The following is a 22,566-nucleotide window of genomic DNA, read 5'->3' as shown; positions in this document are numbered from 1 at the left end:
TAATGGTGCCACCTGGCCCCCACATGGCGAGCATGGTGATGGTTGTTTCCTTGCCCTTTCGACTGCCCTCGCAGGCACGCCACCGCCATTTGTGAATAGGTGATGTTGTTTTTTTATAGCTTTAGGGTATTCCGGGCTAAAACAGTATTGCGCTTATGGGATGGACTCAAGAAAAGGGACACGAACATGTCGCATCATGTAGTGCTGGGATGGTTCAGTCGTTTTATTCTCTGCGGCTTTTTCACCCTGGGCTTGTTAGGGGGGCAGCTGATTCATGCGCAGGAGCTCTTGGATGCAGGGCAAATGGCACTCCCCACTGCGCAGACTCCGAAAGCTACCACGAGGGCGGCAGGCTCATCCCTAAGGGGTAGTAACCTTTACTATGGGGACTACGTCTACACCATCAGCAACAACTCAGTTGCGATCGTTGAATACACTGGTAGTGGCGGAGACATTACCATCCCTGCCGAAATCGACGGCATGCCCGTGACAACAATTGCCGAGTTTGCATTTTCAGGCTGTACCGGGCTTACCGGCGTGGTGATCCCGAACAGCGTTACCAGCATCGGGAAAAGGGCGTTTTTTAGTTGTTTTGCCCTCACCGGCGTGGTCATCCCGAGCAGCGTGACTAGCATTGGCGTCTCGGCCTTTTATAGCTGTTCTGCCCTTGCCAGTGTAACGATACCCGCTAGCGTTGCCATCATCGAAGAGTCAACTTTTGCCTATTGCTCCAGCTTAGCCTCTGTGGCCATTCCCCCCGGCGCGACCAGCATTGGGTTTTCTGCGTTTGCCAACTGTACAAAAATGACCAGTGTTAATATTCCTACTACCGTCACGGATATTGGCAACGGGGCGTTTCAGAACTGCAGCAGTCTTGCTGCTGTGACCATTCCCACCAGTATGACCCAAATCAATGAGGCTGTATTTCAGTCATGCTCTAGCCTGGCCAAGGTGACTATTCCCACTAGCGTGACCAGCATCGGGAAAAGCGCGTTTTCGGGCTGCTCCGGGCTCACCAGCGTTGACATACCCGACAGCGTAAGCAGCATCGGGTGGGGCGCGTTTTCGGGCTGCTCCGGCCTCACCAGCGTGAATGTTCCCGCCGCCATGACCAGCATCGGGGATGGTGCTTTTTCAGGCCTTAGCGGCCTCACCAGCATAGAGATACCGGCCAGCGTGACCAGTATCGGGAATTCTGCGTTTGCATACTGTAGCGGCCTCACTAGTGTTGTGATTCCGACCAGCGTGACCAGCATCGGGGGGGCCGCGTTTGCAGGCTGTGGCGGCCTCACCAGCGTAGTCATCCCTTCAGGCGTGACAAGTATCGGGGAAAATGCCTTTGGTGGCTGCACCGGCCTCACCAGCGTCGTCATTCCTACCAGCGTGACTAACATCGGCCCCTGGGCGTTTTCCTGGTGTTATGCCCTTGCCAGTGTGACGATACCCAACAGCGTTTCCATAATTGAAGAGGGGACTTTTTCCGATTGCTATAGCCTAGCGACTGTGACGATTCCCCCCGGGGTGACCAACATCGGCCCATCGGCGTTTTATTATTGTTACAGTCTTGTCAGAGTGGGGCTTCCTGACAGCGTGACCAGCATCGAGAATTCTGCGTTTGCATACTGTAGCGGCCTCACTAGTGTTGTGATTCCGACCAGCGTGACCAGCATGGAGGACAATGCGTTTGCGGGCTGTTCCGGCCTTACCAGCGTGGTGATTCGGGAGGGCCTGACCAGCATCGGGGGGGGCGCATTTTCGGGCTGTGGGAGCCTCACCAACGTGGACATCCCCGACAGCGTGACCAGCATCGGGAACTATGCGTTTGAAGGCTGCTCTAGCCTTACCAGCGTGGACATCTCCGACAGCGTGACCAGCATCGGGGACAATGCGTTTGATGGCTGTACCGGCCTCACCAACGTGGACCTACCCAACAGCTTGATCAGCATCGGGAACTATGCGTTTTCGGGTTGCTCCGGCCTCGCCATCCTTGACATACCCGACAGTGTGACCAGCATTGGGGATAGCGCGCTTTCGGGTTGCTCCGGGCTCACCAGCGTGAAAGTGCCCGCTGCCATGACCGACATTGGGGGGGGCGCTTTTTCAGGCCTTACCGGTATTACCAGCATGGTGATACCGGACAGCGTGACCAGCATCGGGGATTGGGCGTTTTCGGGCTGCACCGGCCTTACCAGCGTGGATTTTGGCAGCGGCCTGACCAGCATCGGGGCCTATGCGTTTTATGGCTGTACCGGCCTCACCAGCATTGACATACCCGACAACGTGACCAGCATCGGGTGGGAGGCGTTTTCTGGCTGCTCCGAGCTCACCAGCATGGTGATTGGCGCCTCCGTAGCGAGCGCCAATGTGGTGGGCATGGGTTTTAGCAACTCCGGCCTCACCAGCGTGGTGATTAGGGCGGGAGTGACCAGCATCGGGGACAATGCGTTTGATGGCTGTACCGGCCTCACCAACGTGGACCTACCCAACAGCTTGATCAGCATCGGGAACTATGCGTTTTCGGGTTGCTCCGGCCTCGCCATCCTTGACATACCCGACAGTGTGACCAGCATTGGGGATAGCGCGCTTTCGGGTTGCTCCGGGCTCACCAGCGTGAAAGTGCCCGCTGCCATGACCGACATTGGGGGGGGCGCTTTTTCAGGCCTTACCGGTATTACCAGCATGGTGATACCGGACAGCGTGACCAGCATCGGGGATTGGGCGTTTTCGGGCTGCACCGGCCTTACCAGCGTGGATTTTGGCAGCGGCCTGACCAGCATCGGGGCCTATGCGTTTTATGGCTGTACCGGCCTCACCAGCATTGACATACCCGACAACGTGACCAGCATCGGGTGGGAGGCGTTTTCTGGCTGCTCCGAGCTCACCAGCATGGTGATTGGCGCCTCCGTAGCGAGCGCCAATGTGGTGGGCATGGGTTTTAGCAACTCCGGCCTCACCAGCGTGGTGATTAGGGCGGGAGTGACCAGCATCGGGGACAATGCGTTTGATGGCTGTACCGGCATCACCAACGTGGACCTACCCAACAGCTTGATCAGCATCGGGAACTATGCGTTTTCGGGTTGCTCCGGCCTCGCCATCCTTGACATACCCGACAGTGTGACCAGCATTGGGGATAGCGCGCTTTCGGGTTGCTCCGGGCTCACCAGCGTGAAAGTGCCCGCTGCCATGACCGACATTGGGGGGGGCGCTTTTTCAGGCCTTACCGGTATTACCAACATGGTGATACCGGACAGCGTGACCAGCATCGGGGATTGGGCGTTTTCGGGCTGCACCGGCCTTACCAGCGTGGATTTTGGCAGCGGCCTGACCAGCATCGGGGCCTATGCGTTTTATGGCTGTACCGGCCTCACCAACGTGGACATACCCGACAGTGTGACCAGCATCTGGTGGGAAGCGTTTGAGGGCTGTTCCGGCCTGACCAGCGTGGAATTTGGCGCCGGCCTGACCAGCATCGGGGATTATGCGTTTGTAGATTGTGTGAGTCTTGCAGGTGTATACTTTACTAGCGAGCCGCCGGAATTGGGTTATGATGTGTTTGTCAACGTTCCTGGTACGGCCTATTACTTGTCCGGTACTGCCGGCTGGGGCGAAGAGTTTGGTGGTCTGCCGACAGCAGTATGGGGCGGCCCTACCACCCCAACCGTGCCCGCCGCCCCGACGGGGCTGGCGGCCAGCGATGGCACGGCAACCGACGCCGTAAGTATCTCCTGGACGGCGGCAACCGGCGCAACGGGCTACAAACTGTACCGGGGCACGTCGGACAACGCAACCGCAGCCACGCTGCTGAGCAGCCCCAGTGGCACGACCTACACGGACAGCGGCGCCAGCCCCGGCGTGCTCTACACCTACTGGGTGGCCGCCAGCAACGCCGCCGGCGACAGCGCCTACAGCGCACCCGACGCCGGCTTCCGCGCACTTGCCGCGCCGCTGAATGTATCCGCGTCGGATAACGACACCGTTGCGGTGACCGTGAGCTGGTCGGCAGTCGATGGTGCGACGCATTACCGCGTTTCGCGGGCGAGTTCCGCCAGCGGCACCAAGACGGCCCTGGGCAGTTGGCAGACAGCCCTGAGCTACGCCGACAATACGGCGGAGGTCGGCACGACCTACACCTATTGGGTCAGCGCCGCAGTAGACGGCAACGGCACGCGCGCCAGCGACTACAGCGCCGCCGATACTGGCGCGCGGATTGCCGCCGCACTTCCTGCCCCGACGGGGCTGGCGGCCAGCGATGGCACAGCAACCGACGCCGTGAGTATCTCCTGGACGGCGGCAACCGGCGCAACGGGCTACAAGCTGTATCGCGGCACGTCGGACAACGCAACTGCGGCCACGCTGCTGAGCAGCCCCAGCGGCACGAGCTATACGGACAGCAGCGCCAGCCCCGGCGTGCTCTACACCTACTGGGTGGCCGCCAGCAACGCCGCCGGCGACAGCGCCTACAGCGCACCCGACACCGGCTATCGCAAGCTCGCGGCGCCGCTGAATGTGGCCGCGACGGATAACGACACCGCTGCAGTGACGGTAAGCTGGTCGGCAGTAACTGGCGCGACGCATTACCGCGTCTGGCGGGCGACGTCCGCCGGCGGCACCAAGACGGCCCTGGGCAGCTGGCAGAGCGCCCTGAGCTACAGTGACAATACGGCGGAGGTCGGCACGACCTACACCTATTGGGTCAGCGCCGCGGTGGATAGCAATGGCACGCGCGCCGGCGACTACAGCGCCGCCGATACTGGCGTGCGGATTGCCGCTGCGCCTGTTGCCCCGACGGGGCTGGCGGCCAGCGACGGCACCTCACTTGACGCGGTGAGTCTCTCCTGGACGGCGTCTGCCGGCGCAACCGGCTACAAGCTGTACCGGGGCACGTCGGACAACGCCGCCACGGCCACGCTGCTGAGCAGCCCCAGCGGCACGAGCTATACGGACAGCAGCGCCAGCCCCGGCGTCATGTACACCTACTGGGTGGCCGCCAGTAACGCCGCCGGCGACAGCGCCTACAGCGCCGCCGACACCGGCTATCGCAAGCTCGCCGCGCCGTTGAATGTGGCCGCGACGGATAACGACACTGTTGCAGTGACCGTGAGCTGGTCGGCGGTCGATGGCGCGACGCATTACCGCGTCTGGCGCGCGACGTCCGCCAGCGGCACCAAGACGGCCCTGGGTAGCTGGCAGAGCGCCCTGAGCTACGCCGACACGACGGCGGAGGTCGGCACGACCTACACCTACTGGGTCAGCGCCGCAGTGGATGGCAACGGCACGCGTGCCAGCGACTACAGCGCACCCGACACCGGCGTGCGGATTGCCGCTACACTCCCTGCCCCGACGGGGCTGGCGGCCAGCGATGGCACGGCAACCGACGCGGTGAGTCTGTCCTGGACGGCGTCTGCCGGCGCAACGGGCTACAAGCTGTATCGCGGCACGTCGGACAATTCGTCTGCGGCCACACTCCTAAGCAGCCCCAGCGGTACGACCTATACGGACAGCGGCGCCAGCCCCGGCGTCATGTACACCTACTGGGTGGCCGCCAGTAACGCCGCCGGCGACAGCGCCTACAGCGCCGCCGACGCCGGCTTCCGCGCACTTGCCGCGCCGTTGAATGTGGCCGCGACGGATAACGACTCCACAGCCGTGACCGTGAGCTGGTCGGCGGTCGATGGCGCGACGCATTACCGCGTCTGGCGCGCGACGTCCGCCAGCGGCACCAAGACGGCCCTGGGTAGCTGGCAGAGCGCCCTGAGCTACGCCGACACGACGGCGGAGGTCGGCACGACCTACACCTACTGGGTCAGCGCCGCAGTGGATGGCAACGGCACGCGCGCCAGCGACTACAGCGCACCCGACACCGGCGTGCGGATTGCCGCTACACTCCCTGCCCCGACGGGTCTGGCGGCCAGCGATGGCACGGCAACCGACGCGGTGAGTCTGTCCTGGACGGCGTCTGCCGGCGCAACGGGCTACAAGCTGTACCGGGGCACGTCGGACAATTCGTCTGCGGCCACACTCCTAAGCAGTCCCAGTGGCACGACCTATACGGACAGCAGCGCCAGCCCCGGCGTCATGTACACCTACTGGGTGGCCGCCAGCAACGCCGCCGGCGACAGCGCCTACAGCGCCGCCGACGCCGGCTTCCGCGCACTTGCCGCGCCGTTGAATGTGGCCGCGACGGATAACGACTCCACAGCCGTGACCGTGAGCTGGTCGGCGGTCGATGGCGCGACGCATTACCGCGTCTGGCGGGCGACGTCCGCCGGCGGCACCAAGACGGCACTGGGCAGCTGGCAGAGCGCCCTGAGCTACGCCGACAATACGGCGGAGGTCGGCACGACCTACACCTACTGGGTCAGCGCCGCAGTGGATGGCAACGGCACGCGCGCCAGCGACTACAGCGCACCCGACACCGGCGTGCGGATTGACGTGGCTTCACCCTGGGGCGATCCCGTAAATTACATGAATGTGCCCATGACCATTATTGCCGATGTGCTTATTGGCAATGGCGAAGTGGTTGCCGCAGGCAGTGTCGTTGCCGTTTTCGTCGGCGAAGAGTTGCGTGGCAAAGAAACGGTGCTGTCTTTTGAAGGGCGTTTCTCGGTCAACCTAACGGTTCAAGTCAATGCTGACAACGAGGTGCTGACTTTCAAACTCTGGCTAGCTGACACAAAGGAAATAATGGATAGCGCGACGACCGTGTCGGCGAAAATTGCCGGTGAGCAGGGAACCGTGGACGATCCGGTGATTTTGTCCTTTGGATCGGTTACGCAGACAGTGTCCCTGTTGGCGGGCTGGAACCACATCTCTTTCTTTGTTGGCTTTGCCGACGATTCACCGGCTGCAGTATTCGCGCCGGTTATGGACAAGCTCAAGAAGATCATCAGCGACAACAAGAACTACGTGCCGGGCTATGGCGCCCTCAACACCTTGAAGCAGATGCGCCCCGGCTTGGGACACTGGGTCAATATGTCAGCCGCCGCTGAACTGACGGTTACGGGAATGCCACTCAATGCGGCAGCTACGCCGATCACCCTGAAAAAAGGCTGGAACAACGTCGGGTACATCCTTTCATCACCCTCGGCTGTCGCTGGGGCCTTGGCGGGCATCTTGCCGCAAGTGGAAAAGGTGATAGGCGAGAACAAAAATTATTCACCCGCTCTTGGGCCTCTCAACACGCTCAAGCAACTTAATCCCGGCCGCGGCTACTGGATCAGAGTCAATGCCGACACCACACTGATCTATCAGGAAGCTGTGGCCACCCGCGCCGCCAGCGCAAAAACCAGGGGCGGAGAGCAAGTTCCAGCCATGCCTTGGGGAGAGCCGGTGATCTACCAAAATGTGCAAATGACCATCCTTGGCGAGCTGCGTCTCGAGGGCGAGAGCACTATCATTCCCGAGGGCAGCGTGGTCGGCGTTTTTGCCGGCCAGGAATTGCGCGGCTGTGAAACGGTAGTGCCGTTTGAAGAACGAATTTTTGTGAATCTGACGGTCAATGTCGCCACCACGGGCGAGGAGCTGACGTTCAAGCTCTGGCTCGCCGGCACGGAGCTGGTGCATGACAGTAGTACGAAGATACCGGCGCAGATTGGCGGTGAAGTGGGCACCCTGGAATCGCCACAAATTCTGGTGTTTGGCGCGACTCTCTATAAGGTGACGTTTGTTCTTGGTGATTACGGCGTGCGTACTGGCGGCGGGGCGCTTCAGCAGAATGTTGAAGCCGGGGGTGGAGCCATCGCACCGGAAGTTTCTCCCATAGTCGGCTGGCAATTCACAGGCTGGGATCAAAGCTTTAGCCAAGTCGACAACGATGTGACCATCACTGCTCAATATGAGGCTGTGCCAATTAGCGTCATGCCTTGGGGAGAGCCGGTGATCTACCAAAATGTGCAAATGACCATCCTTGGCGAGCTGCGTCTCGAGGGCGAGAGCACTATCGTTCCCGAGGGCAGCGTTGTCGGCGTTTTTGCCGGCCAGGAATTGCGCGGCTGTGAAACGGTAGTGCCGTTTGATGAACAAATTTTTGTGAATCTGACGGTCAATGTCGCCACCACGGGCGAGGAGCTGACGTTCAAGCTCTGGCTCGCCGGCACGGAGCTGGTGCATGACAGTAGTACGAAGATACCGGCGCAGATTGGCGGTGAAGTGGGCACCCTGGAATCGCCACAAATTCTGGTGTTTGGCGCGACGCAGCCGGCCGTATCGCTGCTGGCGGGTTGGAATATGATCAGCGTGCCGCTAAACCTGACTGTCGAGTCGCAAGAAAGCCTGCTCAGCTACAGCCCATTTACGCTGGACGGCGATCTTGGCAGTTATATCCTGGCAAACTCCGTGCTCCCTGGCAAGGCCTATTGGATTTTTGCCGCCAGCCCGGACTACTTGCCACTGGCGGGGGACGTGCCCCAAAACGGCAACCTGGAACTCGGCGATGGCTGGAATTTCGTCGGCGTTGTTGAAGAGACCTTCCTGCCTGCCGCAGAATACATTGTGTGGGAGTGGGCCTTGGGCAGCTATCGGCCGCCGGTGGTCATCAATAATGAAATTTGCCTGGAAGTCGGCAAGGGCTATTGGATCATGCCGCGCTAAGCGGTGCCCTGTCGCCTGTTTCCCCGCTGCGGGCTTTTAGCCCGCAGCGGCGCACGATGCCATACTCCGAAGCATCGTGCGCCTGTTTCGCGACCGTACTGCGGGCTTTTAGCCCGCAGCGCCGCACGATGCCATTTCCCGAAGCATAGTGCGCATGTTTCGCGTTGGCGACGGGTGTTAAAGCGTTCCCGCGTCCCTCGGCGCTTCCCGATGGATTTTGCCGTGTGTGGGCGTTAGTCGTCCTTGTCGTTATGGAGAGCGAAGAGTGCGCTGTCCGGGGCATTGGGGTGCCAGTCGAAGGTATTGCTATTACTGGCGACGCATTTGCCGGAGAACAGATCGGTGATGTGCTGGCATGTGTTTGGCAGGCGGATGGTGATGATGCCGTCGTGGGCGCTGTGGATGGCGAGCAGTTGGTGGTCGGCGTAGATGGGCACTTCGGCATCGGTGTAGAGATGGACTCGGGCTTGCCGGGCGAGTTGTTTGAGCATGGCTGGGGTCAGGGCGTCGGGCGTGGGTAGGAATGCTGACGTCCAGCCGTCCATGGCGCAGGCGCTCAGTCCCGTCTCTTCCACAGTGCTGCCACCGGCCTGTTGTGTGGTGCGGGGCGGATCGTGCAACGCCCTATTGCCCAGGTCAGTTTGCTCGGCGGCGGTGGTGCCGGTCCATAGTTTGACGCGGTTTGGGTCGAGAGACATTCCATCGCTGAGTCCGGGTGCGTAGAGCCAGAGGACCACCCGCTTGTCCTTGAGGACATAGCGGCGCAGGACGTCGGCCTTTTCGCTGGTGATTTCCCACTGACAGGCGAAGACGAAGAATTTGATGTCGGCGAGATTGGGGATGCGTGGAATGTCGTTGAAGCAGTAGCATGCGAAGGGCGCGCCGAGGCGGTTGAGCTGCTGACGGGCGTGGGTCTGGAAGCCCTTTTGCCGCGGCGAGCGCTGGGTGAAGTAGTAGAGCGCGTCGGGGTCGACGATGAGTGCGGTTTGTGCGATTGGCCGGGACGGGCAGTCAACCCAGCGCGCGTAGAGGTCCTTCATGCGGCGGAATGCTTCGAAGAGGGCGGGTTCCTGGTAGAAGCCGCCCCACATATCGAACCACCAGAGCGACGCGCGGTTGACTAGCGCCAGGGCGAATTCGCGTTTGATGCCGGCGAGGTCTTCGCGGCTGTCCTGCCAGTGTGGGACTTCCAGCGACACGTATGGGCTGAGACGGCGGTTGTGGGTGTGCGTTCGCTGGTCGCATTCGTGGAGGTGATTTTTGCCGGCGAGTTTCTCGCTGCCGGCGCAGCCGAGCCAGCCGCCGCCGCCGCCCATGGCGCGGTCGCCGTAGGAGCCGGGCGAGATGATGAAATCGATGTCGGGGCACTGTAGCACGCGTTCGTAGCAGAGGTGGCCGCTTTCGGCGGCGCCGAGGCGGGTCATGACATAGCCATAGAAGACGCCGATTTCTGCTTGCGGGCGGATGGCGCGGCGGGCTTCGGCGGCGAATTCGCAGATACTCTTGCCGATCAGCTCGTTGCAGAAGCGCCGGTAGGCGAAGACGCCGGGTGACTGGGCCGGGTCGAAAAGCAGATCGTCGTAATCGGGGCTGTTCAGTGCTTTTGCGCTTGGTGGCGCCTGCGGCGGCAGCTGTTTTTCCTGCCGCCATGCCTGGTAGGCCTGTTCTTTGAGCAGGCCGCAGATTTCACCATTGTGATCAAACCACTCGTCGGTGTGTCCGCAAGCGAGGACGTAGGCGACGATGCGATCGGCGTGGTGTGTTTCGCAGTGGCGGAGGAATTCGCCGAGGTAGCGCTTGACGGCTTGTTGCCAGCGCGGATTGGCGAGGCATTCGCTCAGATGGGTGAAGCTGTCGCCGGATTCATGCGCCAGGCTGAGCTGTCGCGACAGCCATGCCGGCGAGTTCAGATCGACGATGCAGATGAGCGACGCGCCTGGCGACGCCTCCTGCAAATCGGCAATTTGCCGATCCAGTGAGGCGAAGTCGTAGCGCTCATACCAGTGCCAGATGGGCGGGTACGACGAGTAGGGCTGCCCCAGGGAATTGACGGTGTTGGCCGGCAAAAAGCAGATGGTGTCCACCCCGGCCTGCGCAAAACGGCGCATAGCGGCAAATTCCGGCTGGAAAGAACGGGTGCAATTCCCAAAAGTGGGTAGCGCCTATGCAGCCAGGCCATTGAGTAAATCGGCGTAGAACATGCTCCAGTTGTTGGTTTTAAGCTGACACCTCAGGTGGAGTGCCGCCTCCGCGTTCTCCAGCTTCCAGAACGTGCCCGCACCTTTGATTCTCAGGTTCACGATTCTGCGCACGGCGCTTTCAATCGCTCCAGAGCCAATCGGCTGTTTCTCTCTGCTGAGCCTGGCATAGTCAATTGCCGACATGTTGGTTTTGAAATACGCATATTCCCGCCTGATGACCGCGTTGCCACGCCGTCTTGATTTGGCCAGTTCAGCAAGGAACACTGCGGGAGGAGCCTTCTTGAGCAGTTTTTTCATGTTGTCGAGCCACGCGCGCTTCTCGATCTGGCTTGCAAACGTCTTAGCCTCCGCGACGCGTGCAAGATGCTCGACCGCGTGGTAGTAGTCAAGGCAGGTTGACACGCGCGCTCTGTCGATGCCGACTTCTTCGATAATCTGGTCAATCCTGTTCCATATCCATTTTGCGCCGTCGCCCAGGAACGTGATTGATTTCGCGTTCTGCGCGCCCATCGCCCTGAGCTCCGCCACCAGCAGCCGAGTGATGTCCTCCGGGCCGCCGATGGTGCCGTCGCAGCGTTCAAGTCCCTTGCGCATTTTCCGGCCCTCGGCGTCCAGTTCGTAGATGATGAACAGCTTTGGTTCGCGCCAGTCGGCGGCATAGGTATGATAGCCCTTGGCGGTCTTGCGCCCGCGCTTGTTCGTTCGTATGAGGACGCGTCCCCCGTCCATGGCGACCGCGAGTCTTTTTCCCTCGGCCTCGTTGCTCACACGAAGACAAGCGAGCCGTCGTTCCCTCGCTTTCAGGGAAGCATGACCGACAGCCCGGCTGATCGTGCCGACGCGCTTGGCCGAAATGTCCCGGCCCCGTAAGCGCAACGCATTGGACGCCTCTTCGTAGGAGTCTCGCAGCCCTTCCAGCGTGACATCCTCGCACAAAGCAGGCGAAGCGCCGGCAAGGACGCCTAACAAAAGCAAAGCGGGAAACCTGCCTGTGCCCGCCACGCCGCGTCTACCCGTGCCGCGCTTGCGCCCGCGACGCTTCTCTTTTACGGGCAGATAGTAGGCCCCGGTAATCGAGGTATACTTCCCATGCTTGAGCTGAATGCTGGTCAGCCTTTGCCCGTGGTACCGGAGTTTTTTTTAGCGGGCCTTTCTATTCGGACGTCTCCCACCGTCTTTTGCAGCACCTCCGCCACGATGTCGTCCATCGCCTGTCCCAACAGGCGATCCGGTGTGTTTTCCGCTTCCTTGAAGGTCTTCGCCGACGGGCTCCGGTTGAATGTTTTCAGCGCCTGGACGATCTCGGCTTTGCGTTCGAGAAGCTTTTTTTCCACCAGGGCGTTCAGTTCTTCGTCCGTCATTCCCATTTTCCTTGATCTCCTTGATGTTGAGTTCAGACAGTTCCTCGATGATTGCCCATGCGCGCTCATACATGGCCACGGCACGCTCAAACGCTTTTTCCTCGGACGGCTTCACATACTGGATCTTGTTTTTCGAACCAGCTGAAGACCGCGACAGGTAGCAGAACGGATGCTGCTTGCCTTTCGCGCATTCGCATTGTGCGCGCCCGCACTTGCGCGTCGTATGGACAATCGATCCGCGCACCAGACCACACAGCTTCACCAGTTCCTTTGCCAAATCGCGTTGCTTTTCCATCGCCATCGTCGCAACTCCTTGAATATATGCGGTTTAGCATACCATACAACGACAACAAAAAAAAGCAAGTCGAGTACTTGCAAAAAAAATGGGGGGGGGTAGTGTTTACCCCATCGCGCAATGACCCACTTTTGGGAATTGCACCCGGAAAGAACGGTAGGCGAAATAATGACGTTGCGGCATGGGGGGATCTTTGCTGATAGGAGGGTTGGGGCATGCGGTGACTGGAATGGCGGGGCATATGATGACGGCAGGCGGGTAAGTGACGCGGATGATGCATCCGTCCAAGATAATACTGCCGTGACGCAAAAAACAGCTTGAGCAACCAAGTCGCGTGGGTGATTATTGGGCAAGCGTTGTGGCACAGGCTAGGGCGTTGATATCTGGGGGCGTGTTGATCGCGATGGCGATATCGCCTACCGGTGCTGACAATTCTTTTCCTTGGAAATGGATGTGTTGGCCGGGAGGAATAACGTAATGCAGCCTGGCCTGTGAGCCGTTGAGCTGTTCCAGGCGAAAGCTGAAGATGCCGTCGCCAAGCGGGAGTGACCCTTCCATGAAGGCGGGGCCGATGGGCATCGGGTTCAGACACCAGTGATCGCGGTGGTCAGCGTGGGGCCGCAGGCCCAATACGGATGCGAAACCGTGGTGGATGATGTGCGAACTCCAGCCATGGCAGTCGGAGCGGGTGCGGCCAAAATTTTCCGGCAGTGTGGTCAAGCCGCTGGCCGGCAAGGCGTGCCACTTGGCCAGGCGCTTGGCGAAGAGATCGTGCCGGCGCAGTTTTCTGGTGGCTTCGAGGTAGTAGTATGAGAAGCTGACGCTGGTTTCTGCCGCGCCGGGGATGTCCGGGGCGTAATTGGGCAGATGGGGACTGAGTGTTGCCAGCGCTTGCGCGTGTTCGGAGAAGACGGTGCGCTCTTGGTCATCGGCGAAACCGACGCCGGGGACTTCATAGTGGCGGCGGATGGCTGTGCTGAGCACTTGTGCCTGCCGTTCGTAGTCATCGGCGCGTTCCGGGTCGAGGCGCACCATGCTTTCCAAGGCAAGGAGGTGGAAGAGGTTGATGACGCAGTCGCCGGGTGGAACGCCCAGGGGCCATTGTTCAACCCAGTCCACGAAATTCCATGCGGGATCGCCGTCCTGCCATTCCGGGGTGTCGATATGGGTCCAGCCGGGGAAGTGCAGTAGCGCGTCCTGGGCGTGATTGGCGAAGAACCCCATGATTTTTCTGGCGCAGTCGATGTATGGTTGACACTCGTCGCGGCCTCGCCAGTCGGCGACGTCATTGAGCATCAGGATGTAGATCAAGGCGAAGGACGGAATGACCTGCGGCATTTTGGATGGCGTTCGTGAATGAATCATGCCGCTTGGCTGCTGTGAAGCCGCGAAAGTCCGCAGGGATTCGTGGATGAGTGCCGTGTCACGGGTGGTGACCAGCGTGCTCAGCGCTTGCAGGCGGGCATCGCTGACGTAGTGCAGCTGTTCGAAGTACGGGCAGTCCACGAAGCTGTCGTGGGAGCACATGAGGATGGTCTGCCAAGCCATTTCGAGGACCTGGTTGAGTTCGGCGCTGGACGTCTTCAGCTGCCATTCCCGTTGCCATGGGTAGCCGGTGGCATGGAAGGTGGCTTTGACGAGGGTGGCAGAGCCGGTGAATTCCAAGAGCATGTATCGCCCGGCCTGCCACCAGAAATCGTGCCAGTGGCAGCTGCCGCCGTCCAGGTCGATGCGGGTGCCGTTGCCGATCCATTCCTTGCCGGTGCTATCGTCGCGATTGCCCTTTTCGCCGCTGAGGTCGTGTTTGTCGAAGGTGCCGGGGGCGTAGAGGCATTCTGCCCAGCGTATGGTCACGGTGCCTTTGCCGGCGAAGCGAAAATCGCTCCATACGCAGACATAGCGGTCAAAAACAAAGAGCAGGCTGTTGTTCCGGCTGACGATCTTGTAGGCATTTTCGGGCTCGTAGCGCAGTGCCGGCAGAGTGCGTGACTGCATGGGCCGATTGTCTTCGCGGTAGACCACGGGAGCCCACTGGCCGCTTTCGCCGGCGAGAATGTCGTGGTTGGCCGCCGTTGATAGCTGGGGGTGCGGGTACATTGCCCAGTCGGGGAAGGGCTTTTCCCAAGTGACGCCGGTCATTTCCTGCCATTGCCACGCCGAGGTCAACAGTTCCGAGTCGGCGTAGAAGCCCATTGCGAGTGAATGCTGGGCGAAGGCCGTCCACTGCTTGCCGAACATGAGCACGCGCGCGGTGAGAGTGTAATCGCCGGGGCCGAGCGTGCAGCGGTATGTTTCCAGAAACCAGCGCGTGGCGGTGCCGCGCTGGGGGCCGGCGCAAAGCCGTTCGCCGTTCAAGAAGATATCCGCGTGCTCATCCGCCGAATAATGCAGCGTGAAGCCGGTCTGGGCCTTGAGCGTGAAGCGGGTACGAAAAACGACGACCGCCGGCGTCTTGACCGGTCGTGATGGCTGCATCCACAGCATGGGCATGGTGGCGTTCCTTTTGTTGGGCGTGGTCAACCCGATCTTGCATTACTTACATATGATCATGGGTGATGCGTCCATGGTCTGGGCCGAACCGATGCCCGGTGCGAGGCGTAGGTAGCACTTTCTGGTCAAGCCGTCGTCATTGTCGTTGACTAAAAAATTGAAGCGGAAACCTTCTCGCAGGCGGGCAGGTTTCATTCCCAAGCTTGCGATCGGCAAGGCCAGCTGATACATCGTGTTGCTGCCTTCGCGGTTAATGTGGAGTTCCATGGCCTGACGCAATGCGGCAATTGCATACGTCGCCGGGGTAATCCAGACGTCAGGAATTGCCAGGCCCTGGCCGTCGAGAGCGGCACCGAGCTCGAAATGGCCTTGCTGACCAGGAAAGCCCAAGGCCATTTGAATGCTGTCGCCCTTCCAGATGTTTGTCGCTTCTGGTGAAAAGACCTGGCGGTCATCTTGGACCTCGGCTCGAATGTGTAACTTATCCGCATATAGTCCAATCCAGACTTTTGCGCTGAGGTCGTTGGGGCCGCGCCATAGGGTGGCGGCACTGGCTGGATCGAACTCGAAGGAGCTGACCAGTTGTGAATACTGGTCCAAGATAAAATCGGGCGGACGACTGAAGTCGGCGTTTTCGCTGACGAGGGTCGTTTGCAGCGGTGCGGCAATGTCCATTGTCGGGTGGGAAGCAAACTGGCATTGGATATTCAGACTGGTGGCATCTTGTTCACAGCGCAAGGTGAAGGGCAGTGATCGCGTCTCGTTGGCAAGCAGAGTGATATCGCCAGGCAGACCGGAGATGCTTTGTCCCGCTGAGAGGCGAGGTGAAATGCGGCAAGTCACGGTGTCGTTCCACGGATTGCATATCGTGAGTTGTCCGTTGGTATTAGAATTCAGGGACACGGCCTCAGGGATATTCAACACCCCGACAGGTTTCACTTTATCTACCGCCGTGGCCCCCTGGAGGACCAGGGTACTGCCGCTTCCGGTCACGGTAAAGAGTGCCACGCCCTGTCGTGTTGCCCGGTTGCTGCCATTTCCAGCCAAATCCAGCTGGGTTGCGGACGAAGCATTGGCGTATGCCGCATAGATGGCACTGGCTGTAGAGTTCGTCGCCGCCCAATTTGCGAGCAGAACTGCTTTCGGGGTGCAAAATGCGAATAACCAGGGGGCGCCCGGGCATTGTATTTGGCCTTGGTATTTGGCTGTCTGGTATTCCCGGACAATCGCGGCATAAACCGCAAAGATGTATTTTGGGCTCATGAAGCGGTCAAGGATTCCAAAGTTATCCTCGCTGTATTTGAGGTCGTAGCCGTTATTGCAAAGCCCATACCAGGTATAACTAATCGCCCCCCGTGCCCAACTGAACAGCAGTTTTTTGAACAGGCAGTCCGCTTGGGCAAAATCAGTACTGTTGGCCGAATGCATGGCTGTTTCACTGGCCAGCCAGGGCACGGTGACCTCGCAGCGTTCACGCATCGGCAGAAAATACTGGTCCACCATCTGCTGGAAATGAGGGAAATAGCCGTGCTCATGATAGCTATGGAGATCAAAGGTGTCTTTTGCCTGGCGAAGAACTTCTTCATGAAATCTTGCCGGGGCGCCGCCGTCAAGGCTTGGTGACATGGTGGCGAAGCCGCCGCTGGCCAATTTCAGTCTGGGATTGACCTCGTGGGCGATACGTCGCGCCGATCGGCACAACGTGATGTACTCATCCACCGGGAAATCCACAAAACCTTTTAGGTCCGGCTCGTTCCACAATTCAAAGAACTGCACCTTGTCTCCGTAACGTTCGACCATGGCACGCACATATTTTTCCCAGTAGTCTTGGCGCGGTCGGCGATTACGGGGGAAACGCAGTTGTTTGGGATTGTCGATGGCGGCCCATGCCGGAGTAAAGACCAGGGTGTCGCGCATCTTGATGCCGACTGCGCTTAGCGCATCCAACCGTGCGTCAAAATCGCGATAGCTCCAGTCGTTGGGCCCCTTTGGTTGAATACGTTCCCAGCCGACGATGGTGCGCGCGGCTCTGATGCCCAGATAACGCATGGATTCCACGACCGCGGGATTGATCCAATGGTTATCGACCGCAAAGTCGAATTCATCATTGGCTGGTGTCGCGAGGCCATTTTCCGGCGTGATAGCGAACATGACCCGTGGTGCCAAATCCGTGGCCGGGCCGTACCAGACGCCGATGTGTGGTGGCGTTTGGGGCGGCGTCAAACGGATCTCACTGTAGGGAGCCAGATCCACATCGCTGGCAACGTCATAGTGGCTTCCGTACATGTCTGTAAAGGTGATTTTTTCTTGGCGGGTGACCGGTGTATCAGAGCTGTTGCGGAGAATGAAACTGGGGGCATTGGTATAAAACGGTAACATGCCATCGCCTGTATCCATAACCCACTGAACTGCTTCCATAGCTGGCCGGTTGAATATCACGTCCAAGCGTTTAAGCAGCAGTTCGCTATCCGTGACTTCAGTGTCAATAACCATGTTCATCAGGCGGCAGGTTCCCTTGCCCTCAGGCATTCCCTCAAGCGGCACGACTATCCGGTCTTGGCCTGGTGTCAGCTCCTGCCAGCCGGTTGCATACCAGCGTCCGTGGCCATCAACCATGTTGAGCCTGAACTTGGCTTTTCCCCGCAGCGTCTCCGCGCGAAGAACGACTGCGACTGGCCGTGGGCGAATCCATGGGTCATGGGGCAATCGCAATGGTTCCGTTGTCCCTTTTTGCGGTATTTTCACGAGCCAGCCCAATGGCGTACGCGTCAAATCCATTGGGGTGGCGGATAAGGCCATGTTGGGAGGGGACGTGCGACTGAATTCGCAATGCAGTAAATCGACTGGGATGGACCATGACATACTTATGGTTCCCAGAAACAGCGCCAGCGCCAATATTCTCTTCATACGGGTAAAATTCCTTTGAGGGTGCCTAGTGTCATCCAAATAGGGGGCGGGGGGATTCTTGATGTTGCAGAGATCATGCAGACAGCCAGGCCAGTATCCATAGTGGAGATTCGATAACTGCAGCCGGTTCACACTATGGTGTTCACCACCTTCATTTGCCGGAAGGCGCAAGTTGTCTTGGCCTCTGTCTTGGCACCGCGTCTTCTATGGCAATTATCTGCGTCCATCCATTGCCATCAACGCATTGCGTGCTCGGGTCACGAGATCGCTGGTGCTGCTGTTCCACTTGCTATACAGGTGTAATTCGACATGACCGTCGACATGTAGCGCGGGGAGGGCATTGACATGCAGGCCCGACAGGTTGTTGAAATTGTAGTAGCAGGCGCCGCAGACAACCATTGTCATCTGCGTATCCAACGTGTAATAATGCTGGGTGAAGCCAGTCGTGGTTTTGCACATCTGCGGCGACTTGGGGTCATTATAGCTGTAGTATTGTGGTGAAGTGCCATGGCTGTCCCGCAAATAATAGTAGTCGCATCGTTCGCTATTGGCTTTGTAGCCTTCCTTGACCATAAAGCTGCAGTTCAGGCACTTGGGACGAGGCGAACCGAGCCAGTCGGCCTTGCTGTTGCCAGACCCGCCAAGGTAGCCATGGAACATGACCAATCCCAACGCTACCGGATCATTGCCCTTAAACAGCCAGTTTCCCTCATAGGGGGCAACTGAGGATAAGAAATAATTCTGCATCATTGGCATCATGCCGTTGTGGTCGTCAATGTACATAGTCAAGCCTAGGCCGATTTGTTTCATATTGTTGACGCAATTGCTTGTCTGCGCTTTTAGGCGTGCCTTGGCCAAGGCGGGGAGGAGCATGGCGGCCAGGATGGCGATGATGGCAATCACGACCAGCAGTTCGATCAGCGTGAACAGACTTCGGGGACGTTGCGGCATTGGATTCGTCATGATGTGCCTCCGTGGTTGCATATCGGCCAGGAAAAGCGATGGGATGGACGGACTACTATTAGTGTACGCGGAGTGCAGAAATTAAAAAACGATTTTTCTTGACAATCACGCCATGTTTTAGTACTTTCTTGCCATGTACAACGGAGGCCGTCGTGGTAAAAAAAATCATGCAGTGGGTTTTGGAGGAACGAATTGGTTTTGGCCGGCTCCCGCTTTACGTCGAGGGAGTCCCACTGGGCGAGCATCCCGAACGCGAATTTCATGTTCACGACTGTTCGGAGATTGTCTTTGTGCTGCAGGGCAGCGGCACGCATCTGGTCACGGACAGGGACGAACTATCCGTGCGCATCCATGCCGGGGACGTGCTGATCATTCACCCGGGCTTCGTCCACGCCTATGATGACACGGACGACCTGGAAATCGTCAATATCGTTTATGACTGGCGGACGCTGGGGTTGCCCATCCTGGACGGCTACGACCTGCCATTTTTCCGCCAGGTCTTTCCGACGGAGCCTGTTGCGCCGGAGGTCGTCGTCAAGCCAGTCATGACCTTGGCGACCGCTAAGCTTGCGGAGCTGGCACCGCTAATTCAGCGTCTTGAGGGCACCTTGGAGGCAAGCGGGCCGGGAAGTCTCATTGAGTCCCTGAGCATCTTTCTGGATGTCGTCCTGAGGCTTGCTCACGTCGGGCCGCAAAGGAAGCTTGCACCGCAGCGGGGGCAGTTTCTCATCGGCAACGCCTTTCGTTTCATCAAAGGCAATTACATGCGGCCGATCACCCTCGAGCAGATGGCCCGGGCTGTGCACATGTCCAGCAGGAATTTCTGCCGGCATTTTCATATGGCCACTGGCATGACGCCGACAAAGTACCTGACGACCTACCGTCTTGAGCAGGCCAAAGAACTCCTTGTCGATACGATGCTGAGCGTTGACGAGGTCGCTCGTCGCTGTGGCTTCTGCGACGGCAATTACCTGAGCAAGCTGTTCCGTCAGAAGTATCGGACGACACCACGAGCGTACCGCCTGGCAGAAAACAAGCTTAACGACTTAGCGTTGTTGCTCAGCCGCGAACGAGACGGGGACACTACATAAATGCTCGCCGCCGTCACGCGGGGTGCTGCCGGCAAAAGAAAACGCCCTGCGGTAACATGCGTTATTGCAGGGCGTTAAGCTGGAGCCAGCACTCGGATTTGAACCGAGGACCTGCTCATTACGAATGAGCTGCTCTACCACTGAGCTATGCTGGCGACAGGTGAAAAACGTGTAATACTTTAACCGGTCATCGCCGTTCTGCAAGAGCGGCGGAGGGGAAAACTGATTGGTGTGGTATTCGGTCAGCCATTGATAATTGAGCCATAGAGCAACAGGCGGCCCAAGGCGCGCCCCTGTCACAACCGTGGTGCGGGCTTTTAGCCCGCGCCGTCGCCAGCTGTCAGCAGGCGGAGCCTGGCGCGCGCCAGGCATCCCAGGCCGCGAAGCGGCAGAAGCGCTGAAAGCGCGAAGCATACCAGCCCAGGGCAAGCGGCGCCGAAGGCGCGCGCCGCCCTGGGTAGCGCGCCATATTGGTCCGTGTTCCACAGCCTCTTTGGCTTCAGTCGGCGAAGCTGACTGGAGCCAAAGAGGCAATGGAACTCACTTGCTTACCTGGGGTTGACGTCGGCGGCATGCCGTGCGTCCATTCTCAATGGCTGACTGATTACTGGTGTGGCAATCGGTCACGGTGGTCGTTTTCGCTGGTGGCGCCTGTGTGCCGGCTGTTGGTGTGCTATCTTTTGCGCGGTGACAGCGCATGAGCGGGGGGAGTGTGTGTGGGTGATGACTGTGCGTGATGTGTCGGCATTGAGCGAAAGTGACGGCAGGCAACGAATGCGACAGGGTTGAGCGAAAAGGGCTGCGGCGACATGGAAGACAAGGTGTACATCATAGTGCCGAGCTACAACGAAGGCGCGGTATTGGCTGAGACCGTGCGGGCGCTATTGCCGCTGGGACACGAGGTCGTCGTGGTTGATGACGGCTCGCGAGACGATCCGGGTGAGCTGCTGGCGGGCCTGCCGGTGCATCTGCTGCGCCATGCGATCAACCTGGGGCAGGGCGCGGCCTTGCAGACCGGCATGGACTATGCGAAACGCTGTGGTGCGGCGGCCGTCGTGCATTTTGATGCCGATGGCCAACACGATCCGGCTGACATCGCGCGCTTCCTGGCGGCGTTGGCCGACGGCGCCGATGTTGTGCTCGGATCGCGCTTTCTGCCCGGTGCCGAACGGCAGCGGGTGCCCGTGGCGAAACGGCTGCTGCTGCAGGGCGCACGGGTGGTCAACGGCCTGTTTACAGGCATGTGGCTCAGTGACGCCCATAATGGCTTTCGAGCCTTGAACCGACGGGCGCTGGCGGCCATTGAACTGACAGAAAACCGCATGGCCCACGCCAGCGAGATACTGGCGCTGATCCGCAAGCGGCGGTTGCGCGTGCGGGAGATCGCGGTGACTATCGTCTACAGCGCTTATTCGCGGAAAAAAGGACAAAAATGGTACAATTCGCTGAACATAATTGTCGAATTGATCATGAATAAACTGTTTTGAAGCTGGTTGTTGAGGAGTGCCGGAGATGCAGACCTATCCCATTCAATGGATTTTGCTTGGCGGCATTGGCCTGTCGCTGGTGCTGGCGGTGGCGGTATTGAAGAACCAGCTACTGGGGCGGCTGTTTTTCATCTGTCAGTTTGTGCTCGGAATGGTCTTTGTGCTGGTGCCGGATTTGAGTTCGCGGCTGGCGCGGCTGGTGGGCATCGGTCGTGGTACTGACTTGATATTGTACCTGTTCATCGTGTTTTGCTACCTGGGTGGATTGAGCATCCTGGCAAAATTTCGCCGATTGGAGCGCAATCAGACGCTGCTGGTGCGGAAATTGGCGATAGCATCGGTGCAAGTGCCACCGCGGAAGCAGGTTGCGGGTTCTTTCGAGGGTCGCCAGCAATGACGATCACAGTGATTACCATCTGCTGGAATTCGGCCGGGACCTTGCGGCGCTGCATGGACTCGCTGTTGCGGCAGCGTCGTCTGCCCAACGAGTATATACTGGTTGATGGGGGTTCTAGCGACGGCACGCTGGCTTTGGCCGAAGAAGCGCAGGCGGCCTTTGCGGCGGCGGGCATTGCCTTCAAGGTGCTGGCACAGGAAAGGCGCGAAGGCGAAGCGGGCATACCATCGGCGTGGAATCAAGGCATTGCGGCATCGTCCGGCGAGGTGATTGCGTTGTTGAACAGCGATGACTGGTACGAGGAGGACGCGCTTATCGAGATTGAGAAGGCTCTCGCACAAGTGCCAGCAGCGGATATGGTGGTCGTGCCGATACAATTGCGCAAGCAGACCGGCGAAATCTGTGGCGAAATATATCCCAAGTGTTTGTGGTTGAGCGAGTTGATGATGCCATTGCCGCACCCTGGCAGTTTTGTGCGGCGGCGTCTGTATGATCGCCTGGGCTTGTACGATACGCAGTACCGCATAGCGGCGGATTATGATTTTATCTGGCGTTGCCGGAAAGCCGATGTGCCCTATCTGACTTTGTCGTTGCCGCTGGTGAACATGGCTGTTGGCGGGGCGGCGAACAGCAGTCGCGCACTGGCGCGGAATGAGACGCTGGCGATCGCGCGCCGGCACAGCGCCTTTCCGCTCTTGGCCTGGTTGGCGTGGCTGGCACGCTTCCTGCTGAATAAATAAGCGGGGCGCGTGGCACGGGCGTGTCGCGCCAGGACGTTAGTATAC

The 22,566-nt window shown here is 59.3% G+C and carries 12 protein-coding genes, 1 tRNA gene and 1 pseudogene; 5 read left to right on the top strand and 9 right to left on the bottom strand.

The genetic code is table 11. The annotated features are described in order from the left end of the window. Positions 1-395: 395 nt before the first annotated feature. Entirely contained in the window at positions 396-635 is a 240-nt protein-coding gene (locus J3R75_RS03125) for a hypothetical protein (protein ID WP_307259867.1), read from the bottom strand. Here J3R75_RS03125 and J3R75_RS03120 point away from each other — a divergent pair. Then, complete coding sequence (locus J3R75_RS03120) at positions 538-8,589, top strand: leucine-rich repeat protein (protein ID WP_370882384.1); 8,052 nt, start codon at positions 538-540, stop codon at positions 8,587-8,589. The two genes, J3R75_RS03125 and J3R75_RS03120, sit on opposite strands and share 98 nt — an antisense overlap. Positions 8,590-8,822: 233 nt before the next feature. Here J3R75_RS03120 and J3R75_RS03115 read toward each other — a convergent pair whose 3' ends face one another. The 7 genes and pseudogenes from J3R75_RS03115 to J3R75_RS03090 all read right to left on the bottom strand — a co-directional run bounded on the left by J3R75_RS03115 (position 8,823) and on the right by J3R75_RS03090 (position 18,806). Beyond that, entirely contained in the window at positions 8,823-10,697 is a 1,875-nt protein-coding gene (locus J3R75_RS03115) for a hypothetical protein (RefSeq protein WP_307259865.1), read from the bottom strand. A 54-nt stretch (positions 10,698-10,751) separates the two neighbouring features. Further along, entirely contained in the window at positions 10,752-11,558 is an 807-nt protein-coding gene (locus tag J3R75_RS03110) for a hypothetical protein (protein ID WP_307259864.1), read from the bottom strand. 341 nt (positions 11,559-11,899) lie between these two features. Further along, entirely contained in the window at positions 11,900-12,151 is a 252-nt protein-coding gene (locus tag J3R75_RS03105; RefSeq protein ID WP_307259863.1) for a hypothetical protein, read from the bottom strand. A gap of 109 nt (positions 12,152-12,260) precedes the next feature. After that, positions 12,261-12,446 (bottom strand): annotated as a pseudogene (locus J3R75_RS19810) (DUF6788 family protein); the annotation flags it as partial. Between the two features lie 342 nt (positions 12,447-12,788). Continuing rightward, positions 12,789-14,936 (bottom strand): alpha-L-rhamnosidase-related protein, encoded by a 2,148-nt coding sequence (locus J3R75_RS03100; protein WP_307259862.1) that lies wholly within the window; start codon positions 14,934-14,936, stop codon positions 12,789-12,791. 42 nt (positions 14,937-14,978) lie between these two features. Beyond that, positions 14,979-17,843: a GH39 family glycosyl hydrolase gene (locus J3R75_RS03095; protein ID WP_307259861.1), complete on the bottom strand. Its 2,865-nt coding sequence runs from the start codon at positions 17,841-17,843 to the stop codon at positions 14,979-14,981. A gap of 213 nt (positions 17,844-18,056) precedes the next feature. Next, a complete protein-coding gene (locus J3R75_RS03090; RefSeq protein WP_307259860.1) occupies positions 18,057-18,806 on the bottom strand; it encodes a prepilin-type N-terminal cleavage/methylation domain-containing protein in 750 nt (249 codons plus the stop codon). Positions 18,807-18,958: 152 nt separating this feature from the next. On the opposite strand from J3R75_RS03090, the gene J3R75_RS03085 reads away from it, so the two are divergent. Continuing rightward, on the top strand, positions 18,959-19,897 hold the full coding sequence (locus J3R75_RS03085) for an AraC family transcriptional regulator (protein WP_307259859.1): 939 nt from the start codon (positions 18,959-18,961) through the stop codon (positions 19,895-19,897). 80 nt (positions 19,898-19,977) lie between these two features. Here J3R75_RS03085 and J3R75_RS03080 read toward each other — a convergent pair. Next, positions 19,978-20,052, bottom strand: a tRNA-Thr gene (locus tag J3R75_RS03080). A gap of 654 nt (positions 20,053-20,706) precedes the next feature. Between J3R75_RS03080 and J3R75_RS03075 the strand changes: the two genes are divergently transcribed. From J3R75_RS03075 to J3R75_RS03065, 3 genes are read left to right on the top strand one after another with little or no spacing between them, the layout of a single operon-like run. Beyond that, positions 20,707-21,384, top strand: a complete 678-nt coding sequence (locus J3R75_RS03075; protein ID WP_307259858.1) for a glycosyltransferase family 2 protein — start codon at positions 20,707-20,709, stop codon at positions 21,382-21,384. A gap of 25 nt (positions 21,385-21,409) precedes the next feature. Beyond that, positions 21,410-21,781 (top strand): DUF2304 domain-containing protein, encoded by a 372-nt coding sequence (locus J3R75_RS03070; protein ID WP_307259857.1) that lies wholly within the window; start codon positions 21,410-21,412, stop codon positions 21,779-21,781. Then, entirely contained in the window at positions 21,778-22,521 is a 744-nt protein-coding gene (locus tag J3R75_RS03065; RefSeq protein ID WP_307259856.1) for a glycosyltransferase, read from the top strand. The genes J3R75_RS03070 and J3R75_RS03065 overlap by 4 nt, the downstream gene beginning before the upstream one ends. Positions 22,522-22,566: the final 45 nt, after the last annotated feature.

The sequence above is a fragment of the Oligosphaera ethanolica genome (genome assembly GCF_030814695.1).
Classification (GTDB): domain Bacteria; phylum Verrucomicrobiota; class Lentisphaeria; order Oligosphaerales; family Oligosphaeraceae; genus Oligosphaera; species Oligosphaera ethanolica.
This window is presented reverse-complemented; position numbering and strand designations above follow the sequence as displayed.

Coding starts and splice junctions, on each gene's coding strand:
- J3R75_RS03125 (WP_307259867.1), bottom strand. CDS start 635: ATGCTAGTCACGCTGCTCGGGATGACCACGCCGGTGAGGGCAAAACAA.
- J3R75_RS03115 (WP_307259865.1), bottom strand. CDS start 10,697: ATGCGCCGTTTTGCGCAGGCCGGGGTGGACACCATCTGCTTTTTGCCG.
- J3R75_RS03105 (WP_307259863.1), bottom strand. CDS start 12,151: ATGACGGACGAAGAACTGAACGCCCTGGTGGAAAAAAAGCTTCTCGAA.
- J3R75_RS03100 (WP_307259862.1), bottom strand. CDS start 14,936: ATGCCCATGCTGTGGATGCAGCCATCACGACCGGTCAAGACGCCGGCG.
- J3R75_RS03095 (WP_307259861.1), bottom strand. CDS start 17,843: ATGAAGAGAATATTGGCGCTGGCGCTGTTTCTGGGAACCATAAGTATG.
- J3R75_RS03090 (WP_307259860.1), bottom strand. CDS start 18,806: ATGACGAATCCAATGCCGCAACGTCCCCGAAGTCTGTTCACGCTGATC.
- J3R75_RS03075 (WP_307259858.1), top strand. CDS start 20,707: ATGGAAGACAAGGTGTACATCATAGTGCCGAGCTACAACGAAGGCGCG.
- J3R75_RS03070 (WP_307259857.1), top strand. CDS start 21,410: ATGCAGACCTATCCCATTCAATGGATTTTGCTTGGCGGCATTGGCCTG.
- J3R75_RS03065 (WP_307259856.1), top strand. CDS start 21,778: ATGACGATCACAGTGATTACCATCTGCTGGAATTCGGCCGGGACCTTG.